Consider the following 13,657-nt stretch of genomic DNA (forward strand, 5'->3'; position numbering starts at 1 on the left):
CCCGCTCCCCCGCGCCGGTCACCCGGCGGGGGCGTCCTCCTCGGGCGCGGCGCCGGAGGGCACGCCCCCGGACGGCTGGCCGGTCGGCTGCTCCGGCTCCCCTGCCGAGGGGGTCGGGGTGGGCGCCGGGCTCCGGTCACCGGTCGAGCCGTCCGGGGTACCGGGCTGCTCCCCGGGCCGGGTGGGCGCCGGGCTCGTCCCCTCCCCGGGCGCGCCGGTGGAGCCGGTGCCGTCCTCGGGGTCCTGGCTGGAGGGGGCGTCGGAGGCGCCGTCCGAGGGCGCCTCGCCGGAGGGTGTCTCCTCGGGCGCGGGCGCCTTCTCCTCCTCCTGGTCGCCGGAGGGCTGGGAGCGGTTGCCGGTGAGGTGGCTGATGGTGGGGCCCGAGTCGCCGCTCAGGGCGTGGCCGGAGACCAGCTCCCAGCCGGTGATGCCGCCCATCGCCAGGGCGAAGACGGCGGCCGCGCTGATCAGCGGCCGCTTCCAGCGGCTGGGCCGGGCCTGGTGGGTGGTGGCCTCGCCGAACTCGCCGGTCTCCGGTCCGGAGGGCTGGGGTGCGGCGCGCAGGAGACGGGTGGCCTGGTCGGCCTCGGCGGGGTGGGCGGCCGGGACGCGGAGGGCACGGGTGGCGTCGGGGTCGGCCTGGCCGAGGAGCTGGGTCGTCCCGGGATCTGCCTGGCCCAGGAGCTGGGTCGCCTCCGGGTCGGCCTGGCCCAGGAGCTGGGTGGCCTCGACCGGGGCCGGGGGGTCGCCCGGGACGGTGTGGGCGGTGGCGGGGTCGGCGGAGGCGACGCGGCCGGGGGCGGGGTCGGTGAGCGGGTCCGGCTCCGGGTCCGCGCGGAAGGTGTCGGGGACGTCGGGGCCCGGCTCGCCCTTGGGGCGGACGTGCGCGACGTCACGTATCTGCTCGCCGGTGCGGCGGAAGAGGTGCTGGAAGACGCTGCCTCCGGTGGTGGCGACCACACTCATCACACCGGCGCCGATGACGGTGCCGTAGACACCGAGCTGGGAGGCGGCGACGGCGCCCGCGACCGCGGCCACGGCGGAGCCCGCGACCTGCGGGACACTCAGATCGATGCGCTTCGCTTCCTGTTGCGGCTCCTCACCGCTTCGGGTGCCGACTTCCTTCGCCTGCGTGGTCTCGCGCATCTCCCGCCTCGTTTTCGCCCTTCTCGTTCACCCTGCACCACAAAACGACAATTGGGCGAATCGAATGGTTCCGCTTCTGGGGGTTTTGTGAAGCAGGCCACCTCAGGGAGGCGCCGGACGACAAAGGCGTCGACCAACTCCCGCTCCCTGTGAGAAGTTCAGCGGCGTGCCGGTCCACCCCCGTGGCCCGAATGGAGTACTGTTGCGAGCCCTGGGTCCGGTCTCCCACCTGGGTTTCCTTCAGGCCCCGAGGGGTCGGCCGGAGCCGCGGGAGAGGGCTTCACGGCACCGGGTGAGCAGCGCGGGCACGCCGCGCGGCTTCAGTCAGGAACGGTGACATCACGGTGGCGCGGGACTCACATCCGGCCCACCGGGCAACTCGGCAAGGTTGTGGTCGGCTGCACCCGGGCAGACCACACACGACTAGCGGAAGCAGCGACGCACGTGACGTCGGCAGGCACCACCCGGGAGGTCCCCATGCCCGAACTGCGTGTCGTGGCCGTCAGCAACGACGGCACACGGCTGGTGCTCAAAGCTGCGGACAGTACGGAGTACACGCTTCCGATCGATGAGCGGCTCCGGGCCGCCGTCCGCGGTGACCGGCCTCGTCTCGGCCAGATCGAGATCGAGGTCGAGAGCCACCTGCGCCCGCGCGACATCCAGGCGCGGATAAGGGCCGGTGCCTCCGCCGAGGAGGTCGCCTCGCTCGCCGGAATCCCCGTGGACCGCGTCCGCCGCTTCGAGGGCCCCGTCCTCGCCGAGCGCGCCTTCATGGCCGAGCGCGCCCGCAAGACTCCCGTCCGCCGGCCCGGCGAGAACACCGGCCCCCAGCTCGGCGAGGCCGTCCGCGAGCGCCTGCTGCTGCGCGGCGCCGACCGCGACACCGTGCAGTGGGACTCCTGGCGCCGCGACGACGGCACCTGGGAGGTCCTGCTGGTCTACGGCGTCGCGGGTGAGCGGCACTCGGCGAGCTGGAGCTACGACCCGCCGCGCCGCCTCGTGCAGGCGGTGGACGACGAGGCCCGTTCGCTGATCGGCGAGTCCGACGACGTGTCGGCCCCCGAGCCCAGCTTCCCCTTCGTGCCGCGGATCGCCCGGCTGCCGAGGGAGCGTCCGGAGCGCCCCGAGCGCGGCCCGCACGCGGTGGAGCCGGAGACCGAGGAGCTGCCCGCCACCGCCGAGCAGGGCGGCCGGGACTCGTTGACCAGCCTGCTGGAGGCGGTGCCGAGCTTCCGTGGCGACATGGTGGTGCCCGAGCGCCCGGCGGCCGAGCGTCCGCTGGAGGAGCCCGAGCAGGAGCAGGAGGCCGAGGAGCCGCCGGCGCCCGCCGCCTCGGCCGGTTCGGCCTACGCGGACGTGCTCATGCCGAGAGCGGTGGCGGCCCACCGCGACCGGCTGATCGGTTCCACCGACCGGCAGGCCGAGGCGGACGGCGTCCGGCCCGGCCGTCGGGCGGCCGTGCCGAGCTGGGACGAGATCGTCTTCGGCACCCGCCGCAAGAGCAAGGAGTAGCGCTCCCCCGGACCCGCACACGGCAGGACGGCCCGTGCACCGGTGAGGTGTACGGGCCGTCCTGCCGTGTGCGGGTCAGCCCGGCTGCGGGCCGGTGGCGACAGGGCGGGCCGGGTCGGCAGACCAGTCGGACCAGGAGCCGACGTAGAGGGCGGCGTCGACTCCGGCCACCGCCAGGGCCAGCACCTCGTGGGCGCCGGAGACGCCGGAGCCGCAGTAGACGCCGACCTTCTTGCCGGGGTTCGCGCCCAAGGCGGCGAAGCGGCCGGCGAGTTCGGCGGCCGGGAGCAGGCGGCCGTCCTCCCCGGTGTTCTCGGTGGTCGGGGCGGAGAGAGCGCCCGGGATGTGGCCGCCGACCGGGTCGATGGGCTCGACGTCGCCCCGGTACCGCTCGGCGGCGCGGGCGTCCAGGAGCACTCCGGAGGCGGCCAGCGCGGCGGCGCCGTCGGCGTCCAGCAGCTCCAACTGGCCGGGGTCCGGAATGAAGTCACCCGGCTCCGGCGTGACTTCGCCCGTCTCCAGCGGTCCGTCCCAGGCGGCGAGCCCGCCGTCGAGGACGCGCACCTCGGGGTGGCCGGCCCAGCGCAGCAGCCACCAGGCGCGGGCCGCCGCCCAGCCCTGGCCGCCGTCATAGGTGACGACCGGGCGGCCGGCGTCCACCCCGGCCGCGCGCATCGCGGCGCCGAACGCCTCGACGTCCGGCAACGGGTGGCGCCCGCCCTCACCGGGGCCGCCGGCCAACTCGCGGTCCAGGTCCACGTAGACGGCACCCGGCAGGTGACCGGCCAGGTAGGCGGGGCGCCGGTCGGGGCCGCCGAGCTGCCAGCGGACGTCGAGCAGGACGGGCGGGCGGGGGCCCTGGAGCTCCCCGGCGAGTGCGGTGGCGGAGATGATCGCGTTCATGGGGCCATCCTCGCGCACCGGCGCCGCCGGGTCCGCGTCGCCGGAGAAGGTGACCGGATCGCCCGCACGGAGTACCGTCTGTACGGACTCACGTACACCGGGTGATCCCGGACTGTGACCTCAAGGCCATGGCGTGGCAACGGGTGAGAAACGACGGATCGGGCAGGCTGCGCTTACGCGTGGTGCGGTCCGGGTGCGGGCCCGGCGCGTGCCCGACGACGGACGGTCCGAGGAGAGAGTGGCAGATGAGTGTGGTGCGGGGGCAGACGGTGGACCAGAGAACCGAGCGGCCGGTGCCGGGCACACCTTGCTGGGTGAGCCTGATGGCCGACGACCTGGCGGCGAGTCAGGAGTTCTACGGGCAGCTCTTCGGCTGGGAGTTCCGGCCCGGGCCGGAGCAACTCGGGCCGTACGCACGGGCGTTGCTGGACGGTCGGGTGGTGGCCGGGATCGGGCGGATGGCTGAGGGGCAGTCGCTGCCGGTGGCGTGGACGCCGTATCTGGCGGCGGACGACGTGGACGAGACGGCCGGGACGGTGCGGCACTGCGGCGGCACGGTCGGGGTGGGCCCGCTGGACGCGGAGGAGGCCGGGCGGATGGCGCTGGCGGCCGACCCCTCCGGTGCCATCTTCGGGATCTGGCAGGGCCGCGAGCACCAGGGAGCCGCCGTCGAGGGCGTCCCCGGGTCGGTGCTGTGGAACGAGTTGGTGACGCGGGAGACCGCCGGTGTCCTGCCGTTCTACCGAGCGGCGTTCGGTTTCGAGGCCCAGCGGGAGGAGGCGGCGGAGGACGCCGCGACGCTGCTCCTGGGCGAGCGCCCGGTGGCCTCCGTCCTGGGGGTCGGACAGGCGCTCGGGGAGCTCGCGGCGGCGCACTGGCACACGCACTTCGCGGTCGAGGACGTGGACGAGACGGTCAACCGGGTCATCGAGCTGGGCGGGCGGGTGCAGCGGCCGCCGCGCGACGGGACGCACGGCCGGACCGCCACGGTGGCCGACCCCTCGGGCGCGGTCTTCACGGTGGCCCGGCCGGACACGGCGGGCTGACATCCCCAGGAGGCCCGGGCGGTACGCCGCCCGGGCCGGGGCCTCAGGTACGGACCTCCAGCAGCGGGACCAGCTGCTCGGCCGGGGTCATCGAGCCGTGCATGCCGGTCAGGGCCGACTCGTTGGGCTCGCGGCGGGTGGCGGTGACCGCCACGTCGTCCCGGGCGGCGACGATCACGTCACCGAGCCGGTCACGGACCCGCTTCTCGACGTGCGGGCCGAACCAGCCGGCCTCGATCGCCTCGTCCCTGCTCGCCACCCAGCACTGCTCCCCCAGCACCTCGCGCCAGACGGTGCGCACGTCGCGGGCGGCGCCCGGGACGGCGTAGAGGTGGCGGGCGCGGCCCTCGCCGCCGAGGAGGCGGATGCCGGCGTTCAGCTCCCAGTCCTCGTCGACGTCGAAGCGGTGGCGGTCGTCGAAGGGGATGTCGACCATGCCGTGGTCGGCGGTGATGTAGAGGGCGCTGCGCGGCGGCAGCTGCTCGGCCAGGCGCCGGGCGAGCCCGTCGACGTACATCAGCTGGCCGCGCCAGGCGTCGGAGTCGACGCCGAAGCGGTGGCCCTTGCCGTCGACCTCGCTGTAGTACGTGTAGACCAGCGCGCGGTCCCCGGCGGCGAGCTGGGCGGCGGCCAGGTCCATCCGCTCCTCGCCGGAGAGGCGGCCGTGGAAGGTGCCGCCGCTGAGGGCGACCTGGGTGAGCGGGGTGTGGTGGAAGCCGGGGGCGGAGACCTGCGCGGTGTGCACCCCGGCCGCGTCCGCGAGGGAGAAGACCGTGGGGTGCGGCTGCCAGGCGTGCGGGTCGGTCCAGGGCTTCCAGCGGAGCTGGTTCATCAGCTCGCCGCTGTCCGGGTTGAGCACGGTGTACCCGGGCAGGCCGTGCTCGCCGGGGGTGCGGCCGGTGCCGACGGAGGCGAGCGAGGTGGCGGTGGTGGCGGGGAAACCCGCGGTGAGCGGCTGCCCCGTGCCGCCGCGCGAGGTGGCGATGAGCGAGGAGAGGAACGGCGCCTCGGCCGGGTGGGCGAGGAGCTGGTGCCAGCCGAGCCCGTCGATGAGGAAGACGCAGTTGCGGTCGGCGGGGGTCAGCTCGGTGAGGGTCGCCGTCATGCCCGGTACGCCGGAGCCGGCGGCCAGCGTGGGCAGCAGGTCGGCGAGCGAGCCGCTGCCGTAGGCCGGGACGGGGGCGGAGGCGACGGGAAGGGGCTCGGGCCAGGCGGAAGGGGGCATCAGCGGCCGGCCGGCGTGGCGGTGGCGGCCGTCGCCTCCGAGAGCGCCTGGGCGAAGGCGAGGGCCTGCCGCACGGTGTCGGGGCCGTCGCCGGCCTCGCTGACGCGCAGGCTCAGGTCGTCGGCGGTGGAGCTGCCGGTGTAGCCGTGGTCGGCCTCGCAGTTGGGGTCGCCGCAGGCGGCGGGCTCCAGGTCGATGCGGGAGACCGCGCCCCAGCCGATGGTCAGGACGACCTCGCGGGGCAGGGTGCCCGGGGTGTACGACTCCGGGTTGGCCACGACGCGGCTGAGGACCACGGAGGAGATCCGGCCGGTCTTCACCGATTCGGTGGAGGTGGTGGCGAGCGCGGTCGGCGAGCCTGAGTCGGCGGCCTGCTCGTCGGTGTGGCTGACGATGAACCGGGTGGGGGTGAGGACCAGGACCGTGACGTGCCGGCGGACCTCGTTCGCGTCGAAGGTGGTCTCCTGATGGACCAGGTACGACGCGACGGGCTCGCCCCCCACGGCGGCCTCCACCGCCTCGGCCACGAGGGCCGGGTAGTAGCCGCTGCGCTCGATCGCCGCGCGCAGCCCCTGGGTCGTCGTACCGGTCTTAGCCATGCGGACCATCCTACGGGGGCGCACCGACAGCTGGGGACGGGCCGGGCGAGGTGTCCGGGCGGCGGGGGGGGGCGGGTCAGTAGGCGGGCAGGGTGCGTGGGCCGAGGTCGTCGCGGGCGGGCGGCGGGGCGAGGCGGACCGAGGCGCCGAGGACGCTGACGCCGCGCGGGGCGACCACCACCGGCTCCAGCTGCACGTCGACGACCTCGGGGTGGTCGTCGACCAGCCGCGAGACGCGTTGCAGCAGCTCCTCCAGGGCCGGGGTGTCGACCGGGGCCGAGCCGCGCCAGCCGAAGAGGAGCGGGGCGGTGCGGATGGAGCGGACCATCGCGGTGGCGTCCCGGTCGGTGACGGGGACGAGGCGGTGGGCGGTGTCGCCGAGGAGTTCGGAGGGGGCACCCGCGAGGCCGAAGGTGAGGACGGCGCCCACCGCCGGGTCGATGACGGTGCGCACCACGGTGTCGACGCCGCGCGGCGCCATCGGCTGCACCACAGGCCGCAGCTCGGCCGGGGTGCCGAAGAGGCCGGTCAGCTCGGCGTACGCCTGGCGCAGCTGGGCCTCGTCGGCGAGGTCGAGGCGGACCCCGCCGAGGTCCGCGCGGTGGCGCAGGTGGGGCGCGGTGGTCTTGAGGGCGACCGGGTAGCCCAGCTCGGCGGCGGCGCGGGCGGCGGTGTCCGGGTCCGGCGCGGGAAGCGTGGGGCGGACCTCGATGCCGTAGCGGGCGAGGAGGGCGCGAGTGTCCTCGGCGCCGAGGGTGTGGGCGCGCGGCACGGCACCCTCCTGCCCGGGAGCGGCGGCGGCCAGCAGCCGGGTGATGTCGGCGGCCGCGCCCCGCTCGTCGATGTCGTCGTACTCCGGTACGCCGCCGGGGCGCTGGGCCTCGCGGCGCCACTGGGCGTACCGGACGGCCTCGCCGAGGGCGCGGACGGCACGTTCGGCGGCCGGGTAGGCGGGGATGCGGCGGGTGCGCGGGACGGGGGGTGCCTCGTCGGGGGCGGGAGCGGCGGAGTCGGCGGCCGGGGAGGGGGCCGGGCCACGCTGGGTGGCGGGGCTGCCGGGGCCCGTGCCGGCGGCGGCGGAGAGGGCTTCGGCGAGGCCGCCGAGTTCCACGTGGACCACGACGACCGGCTTGTCGGGGGCGGTGGCGTGGGCGGTGCGCAGGGCGGCGCCGAGCGCCTCGCCGTCGGGGCGTTCGGGGACGCCGTCGGCGCCGACCCAGGGGATGGCGGTGACCACCACGGCGTCGCAGCCGTCGTCGGCGAGGGCGGCGGCGAGCGCGGCCCGGAAGTCCTCGGGGGTGGCGTCGGTGGTGAGGTCGCGGGGCGGCAGCGGGCGCAGGCCCTGGGAGAGGCAGGCGTCGTAGCTGAGCAGGCCGAGCGACTCGGAGTTGCCGAGGATGGCGACGCGGGGACCTGCGGGGAGCGGCTGGCCGGCCAGGAGGAGGCCGACGTCGACCAGTTCGGTGACGGTGTCCACCCGGATGACGCCGGCCTGGCGCAGCAGGGCGGAGACGGTGGCGTGGGGCAGCCGGGTGACGGGGGCGGGGTGGCCGGTGGGGGTGACGCCGCTGTGCCGGGCACCCTGGACGACGACGAGCGGCTTGGCGGCGGCGGTGCGGCGGGCGAGGCGGGTGAACTTGCGGGGGTTGCCGATGGTCTCCAGGTACATCAGGGCGACGTCGGTGTGCGGGTCGTCGTACCAGTACTGCATGACGTCGTTGCCCGAGACGTCGGCGCGGTTGCCCGCCGAGACGAAGGTGGAGACGCCGGTGGGGTTCGGGACGCCGTCGGCGCCGCCGCCGTCGCGGTGGAGGGCGGAGAGCAGGGCGATGCCGATGGCGCCGGACTGGGTGAACAGGCCGACGCGGCCGGGCACGGGGAGCTCGGGGGCGAGGGAGGCGTTGAGCCGGGTCTCGGGGGTGGTGTTGATGACGCCGAAGGCGTTGGGGCCGATGACCCGCATGCCGTACGAGCGGGCCTGGCGGACCAGGGCGCGCTGGCGTTCGCGGCCCTCGGGGCCCTGTTCGGCGTAACCGGCGGAGATCACCACGAGGCCCTGGACGCCGTGCTCGCCGCACTCGGCCACCGCCTCGGGCACCCGTTCGGCGGGGACGGCGATGACGGCGAGGTCGACCGGCTCGGCGATGTCGCGCACGGAGCGGTGGGCGCGGACGCCCTCGACGGTGTCGCCGGTGTCGGGGAAGCCCTGGTTGACGGCGTGGACCGGGCCGGTGAACCCGGCCTCCCGGATGTTCCGCAGGATGCTGCGGCCGACCCCGCCGAGGGTGCGGCCCACCCCGACCACGGCGACCGAGCCGGGGGCCAGCAGCCGCTGGACCGAGCGGGCCTCGGCGCGCTGTTCGCGGGCGTGCTGCACGGCGAGCGAGCGGTCGGTGGGCTCCAGGCCGAACTCCAGGCGGACCACGCCGTCCTCGAAGCTGCGCTTCTGCTGGTAGCCCGCGTCGGTGAAGACCTTGATCATCTTGGTGTTGGCGGGGAGCACCTCGGCGGTGAAACGCCGGATGCCGCGCTCGCGGGCGACCGCCGCGATGTGCTCCAGCAGGGCGGAGGCGACGCCCCGGCCCTGGTGCGCGTCCTGGACGAGGAAGGCGACCTCGGCCTCGTCGGCCGGGGCGGAGGCGGGCATGCCGCGATCGTCGATCCGGTCGTAGCGGACGGTGGCGATGAACTCGCCGCCGATCGTCACGGCCAGCCCCACCCGGTCGACGTGGTCGTGGTGGGTGAAGCGGCGCACGTCCTTGGCCGACAGACGCGGGTACGGCGCGAAGAACCGGTAGTACTTCGACTCGTCCGAGACCTGCTCGTAGAAGCTCACCAGGCGGTCGGCGTCGTCGGCGGTGATGGGCCGGATGCGCGCGGTGCCGCCGTCGCGGAGGACCACGTCGGCCTCCCAGTGGGCGGGATAGGCGTGCTGGTCCGACGGGGTGTCCATGAGAGCAGCGTACGGGTCGCGGAGCCGTCGGGCACGGGGCAGGCTGGGCCTTGTTCCGGGGGCCGGATGTCCCTTGCCGGTTCGTCCGGAGCGGTGTGCGAGTCTGGTCTAGACAACATCGTCCGATCCGTGAAGGGCAGCTTCAACATGGCTGAGCGCCGCGTCAACGTCGGCTGGGCCGAGGGCCTGCACGCCCGTCCCGCTTCCATCTTCGTCCGGGCCGCCACCGCCTCCGGCATCCCCGTGACCATCGCCAAGCCGGACACCGCCCCGGTCAACGCCGCCTCGATGCTGGCCGTCCTCGGCCTCGGCGTCCAGGGCGGGGAAGAGATCGTCCTCTCCGCCGACGCGGACGGCGCGGAGGCCGCGCTGGAGCGGCTGGCGAGGCTGGTGGCGGAGGGGTTGGACGAGCTTCCGGAGACTGTTTGAGTTGGCGGCGTCAGGCCCGAGGGGGCTGGGGCGCGACGAGGCTGGGTGGGGGGTTGGTTTGCCTTGGGGGCGTCGCGTTTCCTTCGGCGGGCGGGGGTGGCGTGAGGGTTGCCCGGGGCGCCTCGCGTTGCCTCGCCTCGGGGTCATGCTCCCGGCTTGGCAGGTCCGGGCGGGGGGAGCTTCCGGATGCGCTGGCTGCCGCAAGCAGGCGGCAGAGCGATTTACCGGCGCTGCGTGGCCGCTCGCCGGAGATGCGGGCGGCGAGACAGGCGGGCGGCCACGCGCTTCTGACCGGGGCGAGCGGGGGTCCAGTGACAGGCTCGACAGCTCGTCTGTCGTGACAGCTCGTCCGACGTGGTCCTTGTCAACGGGTGCCCCCTCGTGTGCCCTTCCCGTCTCGGCGGCGAGCAGGGGCGCTGCGCAGTGAAGGGCCCGCGACCCGTTTCGCAGAAGTCCTCGCCAGTGGCGCCCAGTCCGCCCTTCCTCACCCGGTGGAGGCCCCAGCTCGGTCGAGGTCGTGGCTCCGCCTCATGGCGGAGCCACGTTCAGGGCTACTACGGCTCTGCGCGGGCTCAATGGCGGATGCAGGCGAGCTCTTCGCAGCCTGGGCGCTGGAATCCGTGAGGACCAGCCCTGCATCTGCGGGGGGGGGCCGGGCATGGCCCGCTTGCCGAGCGCGCGGTGATGGGCCCATCCCCACCCGTGCGGGAAGCAGTGGCGGCCAAGGAACTCGGCGACCGCATCGACGGGTCCACCCCCGCCCGTGCGGGGAGCAGTCTCCCTGACCTGCATGTTTACGTTGGAGAGTTGCCGTATCGCGCCAACTTCGCCATGTCGGCCAGCCTAGCCTCCGCTGCCCGCCTCCGTCCCCAATCGGCCGGCTCTCGTGGCAAAGCACCCCACCCGTCCCCATCCCTGTCATCGGCAGGCAGCAGGCGCGGGGCCCCGCCCCGGCGCTACGGCCGGACCGTGCTTCCCCTGGGTGCGGGGAGGGACCAGGATCGCGGCCTCGACAAGGGACTCCGTGCCCCGTCTCCGCACGGGTGAGCTGCCCAGCCAGCCCCGCGACGGAGCCGAGAAGGACACGCAGACAGCTCAAGGGCCGCCGCCAGCCGAGCACACCCCCACCCACTCCCTCGTACCGGCCAGGACAAAGCTTGCCGGGGCAGTGTGTTTCCGTCGCAGCCAAGTCACCGCGAGCACAAGGCGACTCGAAGCACGGCCCTGGCAAAGCTCACGCGGCGTCCAGGGGCACCGGCCTTGTGAGCTTGGGCCTTGTTCGTGCTCCTCTCCGCGCCGAGACGACCTCAGGGCAGAGAAGGGACGACCGGTGCCCCGCCCCCGAACGTACGAGTCGCAGCCAGCCACGACGCGATCAGAAGAGCGGGCGGTCCAGGAGTTCCGACCAGAGGTATCCCTCGTAACCGGCGAAGGCTGCCGGGTCGGTCTCTCTCAGAACCTTGGACAGTCGGCCCAGTTCCGCGAGTGCCTGCTCTTCCTCGGCCGGGGAGAGGTACTCCTCAGGGCCGTCGGGCTCGCCGAGGAGCGCCGAGGTGGTGACGTGGGTACCGTAGCGGTGAAGGGTGTCCAGCCACGGGCCGATCCCCGAGTTGGCGAAGGCGCTTCTCCGTCCGGCAGGACGAAGTGGACCGTGCCGGTCTCCGGTGCGACACCGAACGAGGGCCGCTCGGCCGGGGCGTCGGGGTCCGCCTGCTCGGTGAGGCGGCGGAGCGGGCCACCGGAGCTGAGCAGGGACGGGTCGGCTTCGCGCTGTTCGTCTCGGGCTCGATGAGGCGTGGAGCCACCGGGATGCCCGTCTCGACGAGTTGTACCTTCATGGCGTCAGGGAGGCGCCAGCTGGCCACGTCCTCGCGTCGGAGCCGCGTGACACGCCCGGGACCTGCCCACGAGGCCGGCTGATCGTACGTCGCCATATGCCGCCCCTTTCCCGGGGCGCGGGGCGCGCCCCATTTCGGTGACCGCCGGAGGAGCTCGACGGAATTCGCGCACACCGAATCCCCCCGTGGCCCCGCACGCCGATATCACGCACCCCGGGGAGGGAATTCCTGCCGACCGGAGCAGTCGAAGACGCGCATTCAGGAATTCGCTGTCCTTTGTATACGGCGGTCGTGTTAATTCCGGACGCCCGGAACGTTGACGGCATGTTGCGAAGTCCTCACCCCGGTGGTCCGGGAGCCGAAGCGGAGGCGGTGGGCCGTTGTCGCGCGTTCGGCGTGCTGGGCGGTGAGGGTGCGGGCTCGTTCCGCGTCGCCGCGGGCCACGGCGTCGACGATGGCGCCGTGCTCGGCCCAGGACTCGGCGGGTGCGGCGGGCGGGTCGACCGCGTACATCCAGGTGACCTTCTGGCGGAGCTGGATCAGCAGGGCGGTGAGGCCGGGGCTGCCGGAGGCCTGGGCGAGGGTCTCGTGGAACCAGGCGCCGAGCGACCGCAGGTCCTCGCCCTCACCCAGCCTGGCGCGTTCCTGGCCCAGTCTGACCAGGCCCCGCAGGACCTTCAGGTGGGCCTCGGTGCGGCGGCGGGCGGCGCGGGCGGCGCCGAGGGGCTCCAGGAGCATGCGGATCTCCAGCAGGTCGGCCGCCTCCTGCTCGGTCGGCTCGGCGACGCAGGCCCCGGCGTGCCGGCGGGTGACGACGAATCCCTCGGCCTCCAGGGTGCGCAGCGCCTCGCGGACGGGGACGCGGGAGACGCCGTAGCGGCGGGCGAGCTGCTGCTCGGTGAGGCGGGAGCCGCGCTCGTGCACACCGGAGACGATGTCCTCCCTGATCGCGGTGCATACCGATTGCGCGGGAATACCCATACCCATCCTCCGCCCGTGACCCGCGAAAGCGCGGTCGTCCTGTGCTCTTCCGCGACTCTATGACAGGACGGAGTATTTTCCGACGGCGCCAGGTAATTCATGGATATCTTTTGGCCGGAAAGCGATAGCAGGGCGGGGGCGTCCGGGTATGCCGAAGGCCCCGGTCCGGTGGGGGTTCCGGGGCCGGGGCCTTCGGGGAGGGAGATGCCCGTGAGGGGCGGTCAGACGTTGCCGGTCAGGCTTTGCCGGTCAGACGTCGACGCCGTGGCCACGCAGGTAGGCGACGGGGTCCATGTCGGTGCCGTAGTCGGCGCCGGAGCGGGCCTCGAAGTGCAGGTGCGGGCCGGTGGAGTTGCCCGTGGAGCCGGAGACGGCGATCTGCTGGCCCGGGGTGACGGTCTGGCCGACCGAGACGGTGGCCGAGGCCAGGTGGCCGTACTGGGTGTAGGTGCCGTCGTGCATCTTGATGACGACCTCGTTGCCGTAGGCGCCGCCCCAGCCGGTCTCGACCACGGTGCCGGCGCCGACGGCGCGGACGGCGCTGCCGGCGGGGGCGTGGAAGTCGACGCCGGAGTGGCTGCCGGAGGACCAGAGGCTGCCGCCGGTCTGGTAGCCGGTAGAGACGTAGGAGCCCTCGACGGGGAGGACGTAGCGGTTGAGGCGCTCGCGTTCGGCGGCGCGGGCGGCGCGTACCTTCTCGGCGCGCTTCTTCTCGGCCTTGCGCTTGGCCTCGGCGGCCTGGAGGCGGGCGGCCTCGACGGCGGCCTGTTCGGCGGCGGCGTCCTCGGCGGCGAGGCGCTGGGCGGCTGCCTGGTCGTCGATCCGGTCGGCGAGGCTGTGGCCGATCACGATGGCCTCGGTGAAGCCGGTGTGCGCGGGGGCCTCGGCGGCCGCGGCCGGGGAGGCCAGGGTGGACACCACGCCGGTGGTGGTGAGGGCGGCGACGCCGGCCAGGCCGGCCCCGGTGCGGGTGGCCCGGCGGGTGGGACGCCGGTGCTTCCCGGTGGGACGGGTGAACGCCATGG

12 protein-coding genes are annotated in these 13,657 nt (G+C 74.5%); 3 read left to right on the forward strand and 9 right to left on the reverse strand.

Annotated features, from left to right (window positions below):
- Positions 1-18: 18 nt before the first annotated feature.
- Complete coding sequence (locus OIM89_RS05420; RefSeq protein ID WP_264491038.1) at positions 19-1,146, reverse strand: hypothetical protein; 1,128 nt, start codon at positions 1,144-1,146, stop codon at positions 19-21.
- A 477-nt stretch (positions 1,147-1,623) separates the two neighbouring features.
- Between OIM89_RS05420 and sepH the strand changes: the two genes are divergently transcribed.
- On the forward strand, positions 1,624-2,658 hold the full coding sequence (gene sepH, locus OIM89_RS05425; protein WP_030698190.1) for a septation protein SepH: 1,035 nt from the start codon (positions 1,624-1,626) through the stop codon (positions 2,656-2,658).
- 75 nt (positions 2,659-2,733) lie between these two features.
- Here the strand turns inward: sepH and OIM89_RS05430 are convergent, their stop codons facing one another.
- Positions 2,734-3,561, reverse strand: coding sequence for a sulfurtransferase (locus tag OIM89_RS05430; RefSeq protein WP_047469258.1), 828 nt, complete (start codon positions 3,559-3,561; stop codon positions 2,734-2,736).
- A 245-nt stretch (positions 3,562-3,806) separates the two neighbouring features.
- Between OIM89_RS05430 and OIM89_RS05435 the strand changes: the two genes are divergently transcribed.
- Positions 3,807-4,607, forward strand: a complete 801-nt coding sequence (locus OIM89_RS05435) for a VOC family protein (protein WP_030698192.1) — start codon at positions 3,807-3,809, stop codon at positions 4,605-4,607.
- 43 nt (positions 4,608-4,650) lie between these two features.
- On the opposite strand, the gene OIM89_RS05440 is transcribed toward OIM89_RS05435, so the two are convergent.
- From OIM89_RS05440 to OIM89_RS05450, 3 genes are all read right to left on the reverse strand, one after another.
- On the reverse strand, positions 4,651-5,832 hold the full coding sequence (locus tag OIM89_RS05440) for an alkaline phosphatase family protein (protein WP_195730247.1): 1,182 nt from the start codon (positions 5,830-5,832) through the stop codon (positions 4,651-4,653).
- Complete coding sequence (locus tag OIM89_RS05445; RefSeq protein WP_003951325.1) at positions 5,832-6,431, reverse strand: DUF5998 family protein; 600 nt, start codon at positions 6,429-6,431, stop codon at positions 5,832-5,834. The genes OIM89_RS05440 and OIM89_RS05445 overlap by 1 nt, the downstream gene beginning before the upstream one ends.
- Before the next feature lie 76 nt (positions 6,432-6,507).
- A complete protein-coding gene (locus tag OIM89_RS05450; protein WP_030698194.1) occupies positions 6,508-9,384 on the reverse strand; it encodes a bifunctional GNAT family N-acetyltransferase/acetate--CoA ligase family protein in 2,877 nt (958 codons plus the stop codon).
- A gap of 147 nt (positions 9,385-9,531) precedes the next feature.
- Here OIM89_RS05450 and OIM89_RS05455 point away from each other — a divergent pair, with 147 nt between their 5' ends.
- Entirely contained in the window at positions 9,532-9,813 is a 282-nt protein-coding gene (locus OIM89_RS05455; RefSeq protein ID WP_030698195.1) for an HPr family phosphocarrier protein, read from the forward strand.
- A 1,375-nt stretch (positions 9,814-11,188) separates the two neighbouring features.
- Here OIM89_RS05455 and OIM89_RS05460 read toward each other — a convergent pair.
- From OIM89_RS05460 to OIM89_RS05475, 4 genes are all read right to left on the reverse strand, one after another.
- The gene (locus tag OIM89_RS05460; protein WP_308250466.1) at positions 11,189-11,416 is read right to left on the reverse strand and encodes a hypothetical protein; all 228 of its coding nucleotides are present in this window, start codon (positions 11,414-11,416) and stop codon (positions 11,189-11,191) included.
- Positions 11,334-11,747, reverse strand: coding sequence for an SUKH-4 family immunity protein (locus OIM89_RS05465; protein WP_254874646.1), 414 nt, complete (start codon positions 11,745-11,747; stop codon positions 11,334-11,336). The genes OIM89_RS05460 and OIM89_RS05465 overlap by 83 nt, the downstream gene beginning before the upstream one ends.
- Positions 11,748-11,945: 198 nt before the next feature.
- Positions 11,946-12,632, reverse strand: a complete 687-nt coding sequence (locus OIM89_RS05470; RefSeq protein WP_175457720.1) for a GntR family transcriptional regulator — start codon at positions 12,630-12,632, stop codon at positions 11,946-11,948.
- Between the two features lie 249 nt (positions 12,633-12,881).
- Positions 12,882-13,655, reverse strand: coding sequence for a M23 family metallopeptidase (locus OIM89_RS05475; RefSeq protein ID WP_030698197.1), 774 nt, complete (start codon positions 13,653-13,655; stop codon positions 12,882-12,884).
- Between the last annotated feature and the right edge of the window lie 2 nt (positions 13,656-13,657).

It is taken from the genome of Streptomyces sp. BI87, assembly GCF_025957665.1.
Taxonomy (GTDB): domain Bacteria; phylum Actinomycetota; class Actinomycetes; order Streptomycetales; family Streptomycetaceae; genus Streptomyces; species Streptomyces albidoflavus.